General features: G+C 40.2%; 19 protein-coding genes and 1 pseudogene. 13 read left to right on the top strand and 7 right to left on the bottom strand.

The annotated features are described in order from the left end of the window. The first annotated feature begins 255 nt into the window (after positions 1–255). The 5 genes from SFC47_RS17035 (at position 256) to SFC47_RS17015 (ending at position 5351) form a co-directional block, all read left to right on the top strand. Positions 256–612 (top strand): nucleotide excision repair endonuclease, encoded by a 357-nt coding sequence (locus tag SFC47_RS17035; RefSeq protein WP_411255510.1) that lies wholly within the window; start codon positions 256–258, stop codon positions 610–612. Positions 613–637: 25 nt separating this feature from the next. Next, entirely contained in the window at positions 638–1591 is a 954-nt protein-coding gene (locus SFC47_RS17030) for a TRM11 family SAM-dependent methyltransferase (protein WP_411255509.1), read from the top strand. An 81-nt stretch (positions 1592–1672) separates the two neighbouring features. Continuing rightward, positions 1673–2794, top strand: a complete 1122-nt coding sequence (locus tag SFC47_RS17025) for a CdaR family transcriptional regulator (RefSeq protein WP_411255508.1) — start codon at positions 1673–1675, stop codon at positions 2792–2794. Positions 2795–2915: 121 nt separating this feature from the next. After that, positions 2916–4190 (top strand): GntP family permease, encoded by a 1275-nt coding sequence (locus SFC47_RS17020; RefSeq protein ID WP_411255507.1) that lies wholly within the window; start codon positions 2916–2918, stop codon positions 4188–4190. A 27-nt stretch (positions 4191–4217) separates the two neighbouring features. After that, the gene (locus SFC47_RS17015; RefSeq protein ID WP_411255506.1) at positions 4218–5351 is read left to right on the top strand and encodes a glycerate kinase; all 1134 of its coding nucleotides are present in this window, start codon (positions 4218–4220) and stop codon (positions 5349–5351) included. Positions 5352–5459: 108 nt separating this feature from the next. Here the strand turns inward: SFC47_RS17015 and SFC47_RS17010 are convergent, their stop codons facing one another. The 3 genes from SFC47_RS17010 to SFC47_RS17000 are packed head-to-tail and all read right to left on the bottom strand — an operon-like array spanning position 5460 to position 9427. After that, a complete protein-coding gene (locus SFC47_RS17010) occupies positions 5460–6563 on the bottom strand; it encodes a GerAB/ArcD/ProY family transporter (protein ID WP_411255505.1) in 1104 nt (367 codons plus the stop codon). A gap of 34 nt (positions 6564–6597) precedes the next feature. Beyond that, the gene (locus SFC47_RS17005; RefSeq protein WP_411255504.1) at positions 6598–7815 is read right to left on the bottom strand and encodes a Ger(x)C family spore germination protein; all 1218 of its coding nucleotides are present in this window, start codon (positions 7813–7815) and stop codon (positions 6598–6600) included. Next, positions 7802–9427: a spore germination protein gene (locus SFC47_RS17000; protein WP_411255503.1), complete on the bottom strand. Its 1626-nt coding sequence runs from the start codon at positions 9425–9427 to the stop codon at positions 7802–7804. The genes SFC47_RS17005 and SFC47_RS17000 overlap by 14 nt, the downstream gene beginning before the upstream one ends. A gap of 126 nt (positions 9428–9553) precedes the next feature. Here SFC47_RS17000 and SFC47_RS16995 point away from each other — a divergent pair, with 126 nt between their 5' ends. Next, positions 9554–9796, top strand: a complete 243-nt coding sequence (locus SFC47_RS16995) for a YczF family membrane protein (protein WP_411255502.1) — start codon at positions 9554–9556, stop codon at positions 9794–9796. Between the two features lie 407 nt (positions 9797–10203). Here SFC47_RS16995 and SFC47_RS16990 read toward each other — a convergent pair whose 3' ends face one another. Continuing rightward, the gene (locus tag SFC47_RS16990; RefSeq protein WP_411255501.1) at positions 10204–10989 is read right to left on the bottom strand and encodes an SDR family NAD(P)-dependent oxidoreductase; all 786 of its coding nucleotides are present in this window, start codon (positions 10987–10989) and stop codon (positions 10204–10206) included. Positions 10990–11356: 367 nt separating this feature from the next. Between SFC47_RS16990 and SFC47_RS16985 the strand changes: the two genes are divergently transcribed. Beyond that, positions 11357–11587, top strand: coding sequence for a hypothetical protein (locus SFC47_RS16985; RefSeq protein ID WP_411255500.1), 231 nt, complete (start codon positions 11357–11359; stop codon positions 11585–11587). 70 nt (positions 11588–11657) lie between these two features. Here SFC47_RS16985 and SFC47_RS16980 read toward each other — a convergent pair whose 3' ends face one another. Continuing rightward, on the bottom strand, positions 11658–11870 hold the full coding sequence (locus SFC47_RS16980) for a hypothetical protein (RefSeq protein WP_411255499.1): 213 nt from the start codon (positions 11868–11870) through the stop codon (positions 11658–11660). Between the two features lie 129 nt (positions 11871–11999). Between SFC47_RS16980 and SFC47_RS16975 the strand changes: the two genes are divergently transcribed. The 5 genes and pseudogenes from SFC47_RS16975 to SFC47_RS16955 all read left to right on the top strand — a co-directional run bounded on the left by SFC47_RS16975 (position 12000) and on the right by SFC47_RS16955 (position 15107). Continuing rightward, on the top strand, positions 12000–12479 hold the full coding sequence (locus tag SFC47_RS16975; RefSeq protein ID WP_411255498.1) for an LURP-one-related/scramblase family protein: 480 nt from the start codon (positions 12000–12002) through the stop codon (positions 12477–12479). Positions 12480–12664: 185 nt separating this feature from the next. Next, positions 12665–13162, top strand: a complete 498-nt coding sequence (locus SFC47_RS16970; protein ID WP_411255674.1) for a DoxX family membrane protein — start codon at positions 12665–12667, stop codon at positions 13160–13162. Positions 13163–13239: 77 nt separating this feature from the next. Next, the gene (locus SFC47_RS16965) at positions 13240–13806 is read left to right on the top strand and encodes a hypothetical protein (RefSeq protein ID WP_411255497.1); all 567 of its coding nucleotides are present in this window, start codon (positions 13240–13242) and stop codon (positions 13804–13806) included. A gap of 223 nt (positions 13807–14029) precedes the next feature. Further along, positions 14030–14251: pseudogene (locus SFC47_RS16960) on the top strand (helix-turn-helix domain-containing protein); the annotation flags it as partial. 208 nt (positions 14252–14459) lie between these two features. After that, positions 14460–15107: a hypothetical protein gene (locus tag SFC47_RS16955; protein ID WP_411255496.1), complete on the top strand. Its 648-nt coding sequence runs from the start codon at positions 14460–14462 to the stop codon at positions 15105–15107. A 158-nt stretch (positions 15108–15265) separates the two neighbouring features. On the opposite strand, the gene SFC47_RS16950 is transcribed toward SFC47_RS16955, so the two are convergent. Then, the gene (locus SFC47_RS16950) at positions 15266–15733 is read right to left on the bottom strand and encodes a phage tail protein (RefSeq protein ID WP_411255495.1); all 468 of its coding nucleotides are present in this window, start codon (positions 15731–15733) and stop codon (positions 15266–15268) included. 21 nt (positions 15734–15754) lie between these two features. Beyond that, entirely contained in the window at positions 15755–16234 is a 480-nt protein-coding gene (locus SFC47_RS16945) for a GyrI-like domain-containing protein (protein ID WP_411255494.1), read from the bottom strand. Between the two features lie 116 nt (positions 16235–16350). Here SFC47_RS16945 and SFC47_RS16940 point away from each other — a divergent pair, with 116 nt between their 5' ends. Continuing rightward, entirely contained in the window at positions 16351–17313 is a 963-nt protein-coding gene (locus tag SFC47_RS16940; RefSeq protein ID WP_411255493.1) for a helix-turn-helix transcriptional regulator, read from the top strand. Positions 17314–17476 lie beyond the last annotated feature (163 nt).

Below are 17476 nucleotides of genomic sequence, written 5' to 3'. Positions count from 1 at the left end.
CCTCTTTTGATTTACCATTTTTCGACATGTAAAAGATACATGTCTTAATATTCGCTGTGTGGTCAGTTTCGAGTTTTAAAAAGTTGAAATGACCGGAGGGACGGTTCTCGTGGTCACAATGACCTCAAAAAAGACCAAGAGAACCGTCCCCATGCCCCCGCCCCCATGTTTTAAAAAAGATGATATCAGGAGATAGTAATAAATGAAGATTTGTGTTAGCATTTAAAGCACTGTAGAAAGAGGAAGTGAGCTTGCGTGATTAATATTACTGTTCCAAAGCCAGATGTTACCATTACCAAACAAGATAAACCAGAGATGAGCAATATTTATGGATTTACTGATTTTCATCTTATCCCACGTGATAAGGGCGGTATCTTCATGTTTTATAACAAGAATAAAGAGCTGTTGTTCGTAGGAAAAGCTAGGAAGCTGCGTCCGCGAATCAAGAAGCACTTTGAGGATAGTGTCTCTCCAGTCAAGAACCATCGCGATGAAATCACAAGAATCGAAGTTTGTGTCGTTGATGATCCAGCACATCGAGAAATTTATGAAACGTATATTATTAATGAATCCAAGTCAAAGTACAACATTGACAAGGTGTTTTTTAGATAATGAACGAGGCAATGGGGAAATCCTATTGTCTTTTTTATATGGAAAGGTGAAGAGAATGGGTACCTTTATTTATACATATGCCGGCTATGAAGATGAACTTTCATTGCGGGCCTTGGAGATGCGCTCTTTCTTCGGGATTGAGTCGCAAACGAACATTTTGGAAAGTCCGGTAAAAATTGATCCAAGTCGAAGCCCGTTTATGAAGGAAAGAATAGCTGTTATTTTGGAAACAGAAAGTTATCACGAGCTGCTCTCGAAGACCGCAGCCTTGGAAACTGAACAAACCTTTAAAGTGATCTATGTGAAAAATGGCAGTGTGGAGGAACCCTTTGAGAAGCGGCGAAGAATTGAGAGGGAAGTTGGGTTACAGATTAAGGGTAAGGCTGATATTCGGCAGCCAGAGCGATTATTTGGGATAATGAATCTCGGCGGCGGAAGATGGATATTCGGTGATTATGTAGAAAGTGAATCAGTTTGGTATCAACATCAACAAAAGCCGCATCAATATTCCACGGCGCTCAGCACTCGTGTGGCAAGAGCCGTAGTGAATATCGCTATCCTGGATCCAACCGGCATCAAAGCGATTGACCCTTGCTGCGGAATCGGAACGGTCCTGGTAGAAGCTCTTTCCATGGGAATTGATATCGTGGGGAGCGACAATAATCCAGTTATTCTCGCGGGAACAAGAGAGAATATCGCGTACTTTGGTTTATCATGCGAAGTGAAGTTTGAAGATATGCGAAACATCACAAAGCATTACGACACAGCGATCATCGATTTACCCTATAATTTGTGTTCGGTTATTTCGCCTGAAGTTCAGCTGGAGATGCTTCAAAGTGCCCGGAGGTTTGCGGATAAAGTGGTCGTTGTAACGGTTGAACCAATCGATGAAATTCTGCTTGTGGCGGGGTTTAACATTGTTGACCGAGGCGTTGCAAAGAAAGGGGTATTTATCCGTGAGGTAATCGTGTGCAGATGAGGTATTTGTTATTAATTGTGTTGAACTTTATCATAAGTAAGTGATGTTTCTATTGTTACATAAATGAAAAGAGGGTTTTGTATGAGATTTTTAAATCAATCCTTGGCTCAGGAAATTGTGAATCGAACAATGAAAATTATAAAAAGAAATATTAATGTTATGAATGAGAAAGGGGTTATTATTGGTTCAGGAGATAAGAAAAGGATCGATTCTATTCATGAAGGAGCCGTAAGGGTAATTGAGACTCAATCTGGGTTTGAAATTAGCGGCTCTGAAGCGGAAACCCTTCAAGGAGTTAAGGCCGGTATAAATCTTCCAATTAACTTTCATGAAAAAGTAGTTGGAGTCATTGGGATCACAGGAGATCCTGATGAAATTCGAAACTACGGGGAACTGGTCAAAATGGCTGCAGAAATGATTCTTCAGCAAGCTGTTCTAATTGATGAAATGCAGTGGGATGAACGATTAAAGGAAGAATTGACGAGCCAGCTGCTGCATAGGGCGGGAAATTTAGATTCATTATATTTTGAAAGAGTTAAGCGGCTCGGGATTAACTTAGATATCCCGAGAGTTGCGATTATCCTTAAGGTTCAAAACCAATCACAGGGGTATAAATGGATTCGAGATAAATTGGAAAAAGACGATTTATATGTGATGGACCATGATCATATCGTTCTATTAAAAAAAGTAGTGATGTCTCAAACAGAATGGGATTATTCCAAAACTTTAAACCAAATGGAAAAATGGGCTGTTGGACTGGGAAATTATCAGGAGACATATTGCAAAATTGCAGTTGGGACCTGTCATCCAGCTTTAGAGGGTTTATCCGAATCTTATCAGGAAGCAGTCTATACTTTGAATGTAGGAGAGAAGCTAGATCCTCATAAAACTATATATTTTTATGAGGATTATAAATTGCCTATTTTTCTTGCACGAGCTAATCAACTAGGAATTGGTGAAGAGATTGGTCCATATTTTCAAAAATTAAAGCAACATGATAAAAAAGGGGAATTGTTAGAAACATTAGCCGTTTTTATTGAGGAAAATGGAGATGTCAATAAAGTGGCTGGAAGACTATTTATTCACAGAAACACGCTTAGATATCGGTTGGTGCGGATAGCAGAATTGACAAATAAGGACCCGCGTAAAATTAAGGATTTACTCGAACTCTATCTTTCCATCTTACAAAATCAAATTAAGTAAATTTGTGCAAATGCACAAAAAAGGCTTGATTCATACAAGCCTTTTTTTGATGGACTGAACAATGTATTTCCTTTCGCAAACGCTTACAATGAGTATACAACAATCAAGGAGGAGTTCAAAAATGGATGCTCAAATTCAAGTAAGCGCTTTAGGTGCAATCGTTGCACTAATTGTTGCGATTGTTTTAATTCTTAAGAAGGTATCCCCTGCCTATGGAATGATTGCCGGTGCGTTAGTCGGTGGTCTTATCGGAGGAGTTGATATAGCCAATACCGTAACATTAATGATGGAAGGCGCTAAAGGAATTATTCCAGCCGTATTAAGAATTTTGGCTGCCGGTGTTTTAGCTGGAGTTCTGATTGAATCAGGTGCTGCTGCCGTCATTGCCGAAACGATTGTGAAAAAATTAGGAGAAACAAGAGCATTGCTTGCTTTAGCGATTGCTACAATGATTTTAACAACAGTTGGTGTTTTCATCGACGTTGCTGTAATTACAGTTTCCCCTATTGCTCTTGCGATTGCGAATAGAGCGGGTATTTCTAAAACGGCAATTTTATTAGCAATGATTGGCGGAGGTAAAGCTGGTAACATTATGTCACCAAACCCAAATGCCATCGCTGCTTCAGATGCTTTTAATGTTCCCTTAACCTCTATCATGGCTGCAGGGATCATTCCTGCCATTTTTGGACTCTTTGTAACGTATATTATTGCTAAAAAACTTGTAAAAAGAGGCTCAACGGTTCAGGTGCAAGAAATTCAAACTCATAATGGCGGGCCGCTTCCTTCGTTCTTAGCAGCTCTTATTGCCCCTATTGTAACTATTATATTATTAGCCTTAAGACCGTTGTTTGATATTAGTATTGACCCTTTGATTGCCTTACCTGTTGGAGGTATTGTGGGAGCTATTGTAATGGGTAGAGGAAGAAAAATAAACGACTATGCTATTTCAGGCTTAGGAAAAATGTCAGGTGTAGCCATTATGCTTCTTGGAACAGGTACGCTGGCTGGAATTATTGCTAATTCTGGATTGAAAGATGTTTTAATCGAAGGATTAAATGCAATTGGACTTCCTGGTTATGTTCTTGCACCAGTGTCAGGTATCTTCATGTCAGCGGCAACCGCTTCTACCACTGCTGGGACGGCAGTAGCCAGCCAGGTATTTAGTTCAACCATCTTAGGAATGGGTGTTTCCGCGATTGCTGGTGCTGCGATGATTCATGCCGGGGCAACCGTTCTAGATCATTTACCACACGGAAGCTTCTTCCATGCAACAGGCGGGAGTGTCAATATGGAAATTAAAGAACGTCTAAAAGTACTTCCATACGAAACGCTAGTCGGTTTAACTTTAGCTATTATTTCTACTTTAATTTATGGTGTATTTCATATATTTGGTTAATATCACATAGTCAGGAGAGGGGAAAAGATGAAGATTGTCATTGCTCCAGATTCATTTAAAGAAAGTTTATCAGCATTAGAGGCAGCTGAGGCCATCGAAAAAGGTTTCAAACGGGTTATTCCTAATGCTGAATATGTAAAAGTACCAATGGCCGATGGTGGAGAAGGCACGGTCCAGTCATTAGTGGATGCAACTGGTGGTGAAATCCATTCTAAAATCGTTACGGGGCCGCTGGGTGAACCGGTAGATGCTTTCTTTGGAATCCTTGGTTCTAAAAGAACAGCTGTAATCGAAATGGCTGCCGCTTCAGGATTACATCTTGTACCAAGAGAGAAACGAAATCCCCTCGTGACAACGACTAGAGGGACTGGTGAATTAATTGCTGCAGCTCTTGACTACGGAGTTAACCATATCATTATTGGTATCGGCGGGAGTGCTACAAATGACGGCGGTGCGGGAATGGCGAAAGCTCTCGGTGCACTTCTCCTTGATAAGGATGGAAAGGAAATAGGAGATGGCGGCGGATCTCTAGGTGACTTAGCCTCTATTAATCTCTCGAAATTAGATCACCGTTTAGCAGATATTAAAATCGACGTAGCATGTGATGTTGAAAATCCGCTTACGGGGGAAAAGGGAGCTTCGGCAATCTTTGGACCACAAAAAGGTGCAACACCAGAAATGGTCGAACAACTGGATCAAAATCTTGGTCATTTCGCTGCTATTATCGAAAGAGATCTTGGTAAGAAAATAGTTGATATACCTGGCGCCGGTGCTGCAGGCGGCCTAGGTGGAGGATTATTGGCCTTTTTACCTTCAGAATTGAAACGGGGCGTCGAAATTGTGATAGAAGCTACTGGTCTATCCCGCATCGTAGAGGATGCAGATCTAGTCATTACTGGAGAAGGTAAGATTGACGGACAAACCATCTTTGGCAAGACTCCAGTTGGTGTTGCGAAAGCGGCTAAACAATATAACGTACCTGTTGTGGGGATTGCTGGAAATGTATCGAAGGATAGTCATGTTGTTTATGAACATGGGATTGATGCATTATTCAGTATTGTTCCCGGGGTCACCACATTGGAAGATGCCTTTAAGCATGCAGGAGAGTACGTAGAGAGAACAGCTGCAAATATAGCTTCTGTTTGGAAAATGAAATCATAGGTTCTAGAAGGTCTGACGCTGCAAAGCTCAGGCCTTTTTTAAATGTATTAGAAGTATGTCAAGAAAGGAAGTAGGACAAGGTGTCATTGCCCCCTTGTCCTTTGTCCTTTATGACTGATTGCTATTCTTTCGGTTTTTAAAAAAAGCAATTCCTAAGAGCAGTAAGGGAATCATGATAAAGAAGAATGGGTGTACATATCTTGTAACAAATTTTAATCCTTCCTCTAAATGTTCAGCATAGTTGCTTGCGATTGTAACAGACATGAACAAAACCACCATTCCTAGCGGATAGGTTAAGTTTGATGGTTTTTTTATCTTAAATATAACTGCTGTGCTGGAAACTGCAGCATAGAAAAATAAACTTACTTTAAAAAAAATACAAATGACTGTAGAGATCATAAAAAAAACATCAAGACGTTCAAGAAATTCTGCCACTTGTATGCTTTGAATCGTACTTAAAAGCGGAAATGGCGAGCGGGAGGTTAAGTCTACGCCGAGTACACCAATATTGATCGCCATCGTAATGGAAAGGTTAATCCCGCTTAGTGCAACAGCAAAAAGCCCTGTCATTTTCGCTTTTTTCCGGTCTGTTACATAGGGAAGAATCATCGAAAATACGAATACCTCACCATATGGAAATACGATGGATTGAGTTAAAACTACTCTTCCTACAGAGAGAATACCATTCTCGAGTACAGGTTTTAAATTATTTACATCAATAAGTCCAGAGAAGGCAATCAGAATAAAACCAACAATAGCAAGAAAATAGATAAAAACAAAAAATAATTCTCCAGTTCTTGCCACCACCTCAATGCCTTTGCTGACCGCAAAAATAATGACCAGCATAAGCAGTGCATTTACAATAAATAAGGGAGTTTCGAGATAGGCAAAGGTCAGGAGCATCTCACCAAAATCACGAAGTACTCTGGCTGCAATATAGATGAAGAAAATAATATAACAAAAGGCAATGATATTACCTAGGATTTTTCCAAGCAATTTTTGCATATATTCTGGAGGTGATAAATCTGGATAGTAAAAAAATAACCGGTAATATACCCAGTATAAGAAAAGTCCTCCCACCATGCCAAACAGAATAGCCATCCAGGCATCCTGTTTGGCATCCATGGCAAGAGGCACTAATATCGCACTGCCGAGTTCAAGTAACAAGATCAGGACAAAAAGCTGGTATAAGCTTATTTTTGCCTTTTCCATGCCTTTGTCACGTCCTTTTCATCCTTTGTAAGTATTACTTATTAATTTGGTGGGGAGCGTTACGCAAACCAGTCCGACGAATAAAGGCATCCACTACGATATCTGTTTTCACTTCTGGAAAATAAATATCATGCCATTTAGGGGCCATTTTTGCCCATTCCTTAGGATTGGTTCGATGAAGTGCATCTCCAAAACCAAAAATGTCGGATTTATTTTTTTGGGCTTGCTTCACAGCTATCGAAATTTCGTTTTTAATTTCCTTTTCAATTTCCTTTTCTATTTTTAACAGCACATCAGGATTCGTAAGGTCTGTAGGCACCTTTATCTCACCAATATTCCCCTCCGCTGAAACCTCAATGGAAACATGGGGCTTTCCTTTTTCCAATTTTGCACTTACCGTTGTTTTTTGCCTGATTAATTCATATAGTATAGCCTCGTCTTTTCCTTCCCATTTTACACCAATGGCAGAGGCGTTTAATTTGTCGAGGAGAAATACAGATCCTCTTGCCGTATTTCCACCAATCCAATCCGTTAACTTCCCGTTTTTAAAAATCGCGAGACCCCCTGCATATAATAAAGAGGAGGGTTCAGTTTGCTGTGTACTCTCTATTTTTTTCCCTTTATCTACATCTCCGCTTAACCGAAATCCCGAAACGACTAGTTCCTTACCGGGTGAGACCAGTATCTTTATCGCATCTTGCATCGTAATAGCGATATTTTCCCCCCACGTTCTTTCAGTGAATTTTAATGTTTTAATTATTTTATTTGAAGGAATTTTATCAATGGCTGTCAACACTTTCACAATGTCGGAAGCTTTCGATCCCTGGGCAATTACAAGAATAGCTGTACTTCTGAATGCTGCATCCCGTTCAAGCGAATCAAGAATGGTGGTGAGGGGTTCCTCTCTTGCAAGATCTTCACCAATGACAACTAGATTGGTATGTGCATAATACAGTCTTCTTGACAATTTACGGGATGCCTTTCTGCTTAACTCGACAATACTATCTCCCGTTCCTGTTATAACGGAAACAGGAGGTCCCTGGCTCCCTCCGCCGCCTTGCATGCCGCTTGCAACGTTACCTGGATTGATAATTTGCAATGTGCCAACATATCGCCCTTCTTCATTTTTGTCTATCCCAATAGCGGCAACGATCGCCAAGTCTGTTAATTCCTTTTTACTCCAACAGCCTGACAACAGTAGGGCAGCGCCTATAACAAGTAAGAAACACACTAAGTTGTTAATTTTCTTCATCTTGGTCACCTTTTTCTAATGAAGCGTTGACCATTCCCTTGCCCTCAGGAGGCTGGGGTTTCTGGTTATCTCCGACCCGATTCTCCGTATTACTGCTAAATAGCCTTGGCCGTTTTTTCTGGGCCCACATGGGCAGGCGTAAGATGGTATCCCCAAGGCTTGCCGGGACAAGGGGGGCCATTGGGGTTAAATAAGGGACTCCAAAAGACCGGAGACTGCATAAATGTACGGCTAGAATGATGACCCCCAAAATGATCCCGTAAAAGCCAAAGGTTGCAGCGGCGAACATAAATCCAAAGCGAATTAATCGTGCGGAAATCGCCACTGCAAAAGCAGGAGTTGCAAAATTAGCTATTGCTGTAATCGCAACAATAATAACCATAGCTGGGGAAACAATTCCTGCTTGTACGGCTGCTTGCCCAATTACCAGTGCACCCACAATGGAGATAGCAGACCCCACAGCCCGGGGCATTCTTACTCCTGCTTCACGAAGGATTTCAAAAGCAACTTCCATGATCAAGGCTTCGAAAAAGGCAGGAAAAGGCACAGCTTCCCTTTGGGCCGCAATGGCTATTAACAGCTGTGTGGGAATCATCTCCTGGTGAAAGGTAGTCACCCCAATATAAGCCGCTGGAGCAATAATGGAGATAAAGAATATTAAAATCCTCAAGAATCTAAGCGCCGTTGCAATATCAGCCCGTCCATAATAATCCTCAACCGACTGGAAAAATTGAATAAAAACTGCCGGTGCGATTAACACGAAAGGAGTTCCATTCACAATGATCGCAATTCTGCCTTCAAGAAGATTGCCCGCGACCATATCGGGCCTTTCCGTATGATAAAGGGTTGGAAATGTAGTGAATGCTTGGTCTTCAATAAGCTGTTCAATATAACCGGACTCAAGAATACTGTCGATTTCAATTCTTTTTAAGCGATTTCGGACTTCCTCTACAATTTCTTCCTTTGCGATCCCTTTGATATACATAATGGAAACATCTGTTTTTGTGACGCTGCCGATTTTCATATTTTCCAGCCATAAATCAGGGTTTTGAATACGTTTGCGAATTAAAGCGGTATTGGTACGAATGTTTTCAGTGAACCCATCTCGAGGACCCCTAACGGTTACCTGGCTCCCCGGTTCTTCAATGGAACGCTGCTCTCCGCCTCGCGTGCTGGCACTAAGTGCTTTTTTTGCACCGTCAACAAGGATAATACTCTCACCAGACATTAAGGAAAGGTATAAGTTGTCCCAATCGGTAATTTCTTTTACATCACCCAGTGCTACTGCCTTTTCAAGCAGGACTTCAAAAATAGACCTGCTGGTCGGAACATTACTATTATTCATAATTGATTCAATCAAAAAGTCGTTAATGACCTTACTATCCGAAATCCCTTCCACAAAGACAACCGCTATATCGGGACCATTGCCATCCCTAAGCTGCAATTTTCGGATGACAACATCAATGCTATTCCCAGTTTTTTCTCTAATGTAATTTATTTGATCTTCCAAAGAGCTTTGGATAGCTTTCGATGACTGGTCGTTTTGTTGAGTGGTATGTTTCTTTTGCAGTTTTAACTTTTTTATTTTTCTGGATAGGGAAAATAGAGACATTGTCACTAAACCTTTCCTGCTTTTTTCTTATTTTCCACCAATAAAGAAAAGGTATTCCCTTTTTTCTAGAAAGTACCAATGCACTTCCATGCAAAAAGAGGAATCCTACCTAAAAAGGTGATAAAAATGAAAATAATTATGATTACACTATTGATGTTAGCAACATTAATAAGTTGTTCCTTCGGTATAGACCTCCTGCTCGGATTTGAAATGAAAACCGCCATGCGCAACGCCGTAAGTCCTTTTAGAGTCATGGAAATCCCTGAATACTTTGCCTTTATCTTTCTAATCGCCATTTATGTATTAAAGAAGCTATATAGTTTGGTTAATAAAAGAATCAGCAGGAAAATATCGAAAATGTTAGAGTAGCGGGGGCAAGGGGGTGACCAGGGGGACGGTTCTCGGGGGGACCTGACCGTGGGGACGGTTCTCTTGGTCATTTCAATATGATTGGGAAATAAGCGGAGTATTTCCGTCTATTTTGGGAAATACCTAAATTTCCTTTAAAATAAGAGGAGTTTTTCCGCTTATTGTCTCCAAATCCTTTGATTTTTTCTTTTTTACAGCAGTTAACCGGAAAACCTCCGCTTATATTTGCCCATTAAGCCTCCTCTAGATACAATAGCAGGAAAATCTCCGCCTATGGGGGGACCAGGGGGACGGTTCTCTTGGACATTTTTCTGGATTCTTGCACTTGGTCAGTGTCTCACTGCCGTGTAATCATTAACCAAGTGAAAAGACCGCGAGAACCGTCCCCACGGTCACCTGTGATCATGCTATAGTGTTTTTATTTTATTGGCAATGATGTCTGTTGCCTTTTTCGGATTTAAGCGGTATAAGAAGTCCATTATTTTTGAATCATTACCGGCTAGTACTCGGTATTTTTTATTTTCCATACCATGAATAATGATGGCAGCCGCTTTGTTTGGGCTAAGCATCTTATAGTTATGGCTTTCCACTCCTGTTCTTTCAATTCCAGCATTTTGAACGATGTTGGTATCAACCCCGCCGGGAAAGACGACGGTTACGCCGACATTGGTATCTCTCAGCTCTAAATGAAGACCTTCCGTTAACATTTTGACAGCTGCTTTAGATGCCGCGTAAATTGATTGACGCGGCACAGGGAGAAATCCGCCCATGCTTGAAACATTCGTAATGTGAGCTTCTGGTCGAAGTAAAAGGTGTGGTAAGAACGATTTGCACATATAAAGCGTCCCGTAAAAATTCACTTCCATGACCTTTTGGATTTGTTCATAATCAAGGTCATTTACGCTATGGAAATGTTGAATAATTCCGGCATTATTAATGATTCCATCTATGCATCCATGAACGGAGATGATTTCTTCTGGAAGCTTTTCTACATCCTCTCTGTTCGCTAGATCAGCAATGTGGATTGAAATTCTGTCACCATAGATGGCTGCTAAAGACTTTGTTTCCTCCAGCCCAGATTTGTGAAGAATGGCTGCGACTATGGCCCCTTTTTCTAAAAGCTGGACAACGAGTTCTTGTCCAATCCCGCCGCCAGCACCAGTTACGACAATGACTTTATTAAATACTTTCATACCATTCCCCCGTTATTTTGTTATTAAAATAGAATCAATTAAATTAACATATGTGAGATAAGAATATGAAATTCTACTAAAATAGAACTACTATAGTGGTGAAAAATTACATTTCGGTACAAGAAGGAGGGCCTGCAATATTAGCGGGGAATTTTTGGTTAATTCTGCAGTATAATCGTATGTAAATATTAGGAGTCTTCAAAATCAATTATCCCACAATAGCCTTCAAAAATGGTTTACTATATTAATACTATTTAAGTTAGTATTATTATCTTAATGGGTTTCTAAAATAGGTACCTCCATTATAAAAATTTTTTTAATCAGGCTAAGGTTATTCCAACTTCATTCAGAGTGGGGGTGAGGGTCAGTGAATTATTGTCCTTTTTGTGATGGTCAAGGGATTGTTCATAAAGCAAAGATAGAAAAGACTAATCGTACTATATATATTTGTGATGAATGCGATAGTATTTGGCTGGATGATAAGGAGATTAACGTAAAGAAAGTTAAAAGGTTTGATGATTTCATGAGAAAAAACAATCTTAAGCCTTTATGGAGTGAACTGACTGATATTGAGAGAGATTGGAATAATGGGGAATGACCAGAGGGACGGTTCTCCTGGTCATTTTTTGTTTCCGACGCCACCACTGTAGAAGTATTACCCCTTTAGGTTAAAGAGTATAAAAGATAATACTTGGGAATAGAAATGATAGTATCATGATTACCACTCCCAGTATGATCACAATGACTTTCTTCTTCCATATCCCCAAATGAACAACTGCTAATCCTAAGAGAAAACCGATAAAAATAATCCTGCCGCTTGCTCTTAAAATGATAAATCCACCGATTAAAGCAGTCACCAAAAAACTAATGATAATCAGCAATTTCATACACCCTTTCGGATAGAAACCATTTACACTTTTTATCATTATATATGATACTATTAAATAAACGATGAACATGTTGAAACACTCTGTCTAATGTTAATAGCAGCATAAACAAGGAGGCATAACATGAAACAGCTATATATTAAACAAAAGGTTCTCAGTCTTAGCGGCAAATTTACCGTAAAGGATCACAAGGAGAACGATGTCTATTACGTTGAAGGGAGTTTTATGAAGGTTCCTAAAACTTTCTCCATTATGAATACAACTAGAGATGAAGTTGCCTTAATCACGAAAAAGACGTTAAGCTTTTTACCGGAGTTTTTTGTTGAGGTAAATGGTCGAGAGGTTTTCAAGATTAAGAAGGAGCTTTCCTTCTTGAAAGCACGTTATACGATAGATAGCGCAGGTATTGAAGTGCACGGTAAATGGTGGGATATGGATTTTGAGGTATTCCAGCATGGTAAAATCGTCGGTAAAGTGAGCCAGGAGTGGTTTACTTGGGGTGATAGCTACAAGGTTCAAATCATGGAGGAAGAGATGGAAACCATTATGATTGCACTAGTTGTTGCCATTGACTGTGTGAAGGCTGATCATGCAACTGCTTAAGCAGCAGGGACTCCTTAACGGCAGAGTGTAAATAGTAAAAGTTAAAGATTACCTTAACCAATAGTTTGTCCTTCGTCCATTGGATGAAGGGCATTTTTATTTAGATTTAATGTTGACCTAAATCAAGGTAATAGAGGAGGGGGCTCGCTAAAATAAGCGTATTAAAGGAAAAGGAGAAATTCATGATGAGAATACATATCAATGGTCCAAAAATGGCGTTCGTATGGACTGTATTACGAATTTGGCTGGGACTTCAATGGATTGAAGCGGGATTTTATAAAATGAACTCTGGCTTTGAGGTTAGTGGATTTTTACAAGGAGCCATTGCCAATGCAACCGGAAATCACCATCCAACCGTCCAAGGCTGGTATGCTGGATTTCTAGAGGGGTTTGCTTTACCCAATGCTGACTTTTTTAACATCCTGATCCCTTGGGGAGAATTTCTTGTTGGCTTGGGATTAATTTTAGGATTAGCGACGATTCCTGCTTTAATCGCGGGCGCCTTCATGAATCTGAACTTTATGATGGCGGGTGTTGGATTATTTGGCACAGATACAAAGCTTTTCGCCATTGCCATGATTCTTTTATTCATTGGAAAAGGGAGGTATTTCTACGGCTTTGATCGATTTTTACTTCCATATCTAAAAAAGCATATTTTTATAAAAAGATTAATTGAGGACTAACCCCATCATGATTCTACGGCATTCCAAATCCCCATATACTGTAGAGTACTCATCATATTAAGGGAGGATGAATAAGCATGCCAATCAGTTCGTTGATTCGGAATCTTGGAATCTTTTCTTTGTTTGGCGGTTTATTGATGATTGTCACTCAGATATGGTTTTTGGTTAATCCTGAAGCATTCACCGCAGAATATCTTGACCACTTTGCTTTTGTCCTGATTCTTCTAGGAATGATAGGAATCTACATCGCGCAATTTGATAAATTAGGTGTACCTGGATTTATTACCTTTATTTTAATGATTGCCAGCATGTCACTCTGGTTAGGAGCAAAATGGTTTATCACCTTTGCGATTAATGATATTGATAAAGCTAACCCCGAATTATTGGAAAATGGCCTTGAGACTGTTGGAATGGGCTTTACAATCTCGCTCTACTCACTATTTTTATTCATCTTTATTTTTGGTATCTTACTAGCTGTAAAAGGAACGCTGCCCCGGATTCCTGCATATCTCATCATCCTCTGCCCGCTGGTAGATTTTGTTCCATACGGCTCTAACATCTCGCAAATGGTAGCAGGAGTCGCCTTCACTTGGCTGGGATATGCATTATGGAAAGGAAAACAAGGAGAAGTATCTTCAGGGTAAAGGGGGCAGGGGGACGGTTCTCCTGGTCATTTTCGTTTCCGACGATACCACTAAAAATAGGTAAAATTGTAATAGAAAAAGGCTGACCCCAAGTTAATTTCGGGGTCAGCCTTTCATGTTTTAAGCACAATTAAATGAATCATCCTCGTTTATTAATAATAAAATTCTTAGCAATTATTCCGGGATCAAATACCGAAAAATAAGGGATAAAGGGCTGCAACCTTCCGTTTCTAAGTGGGAGAATGGCCAGAATTATCTGAGCATTGAAATCATAATTAAGTTAAGTGATCTTTTTGGGTTAACCATCGATGAACTATTAAGGAGCGATGAGGTGTTAACAGAAAAAGTAATTAAAGATAGTAAGAAACTGGCATACCCAAAACTAAAATTTACTTTTGATGTTTTAGGGACATGGGGACGGTTCTTTTGGGCTGCTTTTCTGGTTACTTTACTTGGTATGTGTGTTTCCACTACCTTGTAATCATTAACCAAGTGAAAGGACCATGAGAACCGTCCCCATGGTTACCCCCATGGTTACCTAAAATCCCCCTTTTACTGGAAATAATAAGTTTGTCCAAGCAATTGCTTGTTTTCTACCATATGCATAGGTATGAAACTTCAAATAAATTTTTCATATAAAAGGAGATGGGATTTTGGGAATTAGAAGACCCAATTGTGAGGTTCTTAGGCATGAAGCTACAACAATCGAAATTTTGCAAATAGCTGGTACATTTACCTATTTTACGGATTTGACAGAAAATCACTATAAAGCAATGATTGGTTTGAGAATTACAAGTCAGGCAACAGGTGCTGGTGCGAACGGTCAGCTCATAGTAACGGCAAGAGATGGAACAAACACCATTATTGATTTCAGCGGCTCAGTTACCGTTCAAATAGAAGATGCTCTATCTGTATCTTTAAGGTCTACAGGCCTAGTTGGAGGGAACATGAGTATAATTAAGGATTTTTGTATCTGCTGCACAGATCAAGGAGAGGTACGTCGACATGAAGGTACTTTCGAAGCTGAGAACACTTTTCTTTTCACCGATCTGACTGAAAATCACTATAAGGCAATGTTTGTCATCCTAGGAAACGGTACGGGTGACACAACAAGTGGAACTGCTATCGTGACTCCTCGAATTGGAACTGCTACTACCATTAATCTCCCACCTCGTCAGCAAGCTGTCATTCAAGTAGAAGATGCCGAATCTGTACTTTTTAGTGGCCTAAGATTTCAACAAGAAGGCGGCCAGGATAATAATATCCAGATTATTAAAGACTTCTGCATCAGCTGTCCATAAAAAGATTAGGGGCATGGGGACGGTTCTCCTGGTCATTTTCGTATCCGAAGACACTGCCGTGGAAGTAGTCAATCTTAGGTTAAAAGTAACCAGTAATACAGTGAAAAAGACCACCAGAACCGTCCCCATGGTCACCCCATGGTCACCCCCGTGGTCACCTAATATTCCCCTTTTATAACAAAAAACGTTCCCCGAATGGTTCCAGCCAGTTTAGATTTCTGCCGGGCAAATTTAAACTTTCCTTCTAGCTCCTTCGGTACTTCCATCCCTTCAGAAAGCTTAAATCCAACAGCCCGCTTCGGCTTAGGGCCATCCAGCGTATAAAGAACGTTGACCTCAAGTCCATCTTCATAAAAGACGAACGCCCAATTGATATTCTCCACTTGAAAACGCGACGTTTCTAAAGGCTTGGCTGCAAACTCTATATCGCGTTCTATTTTCAATATTTGGCTCACATACTCAAGTGTGTCAGTGGACTCACTTGCGGGTACCACAGTAAATTCATGCTTATATTTGTTCATAAAGTAACGAGCTTCATTCGCGCGTAAACCAGCCAGTGTCTCTGCCACGGGTGAAGACTCTAAACCAACCGTCGAAACATTTTTAAAATCAACGATATAGGCCATTTTCATCCATCCCTTTATTTCTTATTTCCTAACAACCGGAATCCACATTTCACCATAAACTAAGCCATTGCGCTGCCCCATCTCAACAGATGCATTTGGCCCGCCAACATAGGCAACATCTGTTGCTTCTGGCAAGACTTGACCGAAGGCAGTGCCAGTCAGCATATTACTTAATTCTTCAGAACTTCCCGCTTCTCCTTTTACAACGATGTATTCCCCTTTTGGAAATTGGATCACACGTGTTGCATCTGGCAGCGTTTGCTCTGTCATAACCCCGGCATAATGCATCATCTTGTTATTCACCGCTTCGTTCACCGTAAAAATGTAGTCGTTTTTGGCAACGGCTTTTAAAGCGTCAAGTGTTCCATCTTGTTTAACAGCACTCCAAAAATCTGCTTTTTCCTTCGTGATGCCAGCATAGTCTGTGTAATTACTCTTAAGTTCTACTCCAAAACCTAAAACGGTAAAGCTGTCTTTTTCCTCTAATGTGTAATTTGCCATGTTCAAAACACTCCTTTTATAAAAATGAATCAAATAATTTCGCTTTTTATTTGATGTGTTTATAATAACTTTAAATAGTATCAAAAAATGACACTGTTTCGGAGGTGAGCAGCTGAATGAAAAAAGTTGAACGGATTAATACCATTATGCGGTATGTCAACAACCGATCCCACTTTACCATTACAGAAATCATGCAGGAATTTAACATCTCTCGTTCGACAGCTATTAGGGATATCCGAGAAATTGAAGCAATGGGGATGCCGCTTGTTGCTGAAGTGGGCAGGGACGGGGGTTATTTCGTCATGCATAATTCTGTGCTGCACCATGTGCGCTTTACCGATAATGAGGTAAAAGCTCTTTTTATTGCCTTTATGGCTACAAGGAATCAACAGCTTCCCTATCTAAAGAGCCGGCAGTCATTAGCTGAAAAACTGCTGGGCATCATCTCCGAAAACCAGCAGGATCACCTTGTTCTATTAAATGAAATCCTGCTATTTGAAGGGACAAACCCGAATAATCCTGACCTGCTCGATTTGTCAGACCTCCCACATCCCATGTTAGAAAAACTCATTCAGCTCCTGCTTTTGGATCGGAATTTATTGATTACGATTAAAGAAGGGAAGGTCATAAAGTCTTATCATATCTATCTTTTGCACCTTTATCGTGAAAAAAGCCTGTGGTTGATTGAAGGCTTTGACATAAAGGAAGAAAAGAAGCAGATTTTTCATGTCGACAATCTCATCGACATCAAACCCTGCCCAACGAACAAAAGCTGGAGTAAGAAAAAGATTTTAGAAAAATTTAAGCAGCAGGAAGAGGTATCCAACGTAATCCTTGAACTTGGTCCTAAAGCAATTGCCCAATTTAAAAAATATCACCCTTTAAAAATGTCCATTTCCTATACAAATCCATACCAGGCCACAGCCATACTAAAGGCTTTTATCAATGTCAACAATCCTGAAGAATTGACCGAAATAACCAATTGGCTGCTCTTCCTAGGTGAAGATATCAAGATTAAAGAAATACCAACAGAGATACACGAAAGAATACAAAAGAGAATAGAACTATTCTGCCCATAAGGACTGCTGGTTAAAACCGTGACCATGGGGACGGTTCTCCTGGTCTTTTCCTGAGATTTTTCCCCGCAAATAGTAACAGCACCCTTTACAAAAAGGTGCTGTAAGCCAGTAGGTTTGTCCTTCATCTAAGGTCTTAAGGACAAATCATTAGCGCCGCCAGTAA

The sequence above is a fragment of the Neobacillus niacini genome, assembly GCF_046591715.1.
GTDB classification, from domain to species: Bacteria; Bacillota; Bacilli; order Bacillales; family Cytobacillaceae; genus Neobacillus; species Neobacillus niacini_L.
This window is presented reverse-complemented; position numbering and strand designations above follow the sequence as displayed.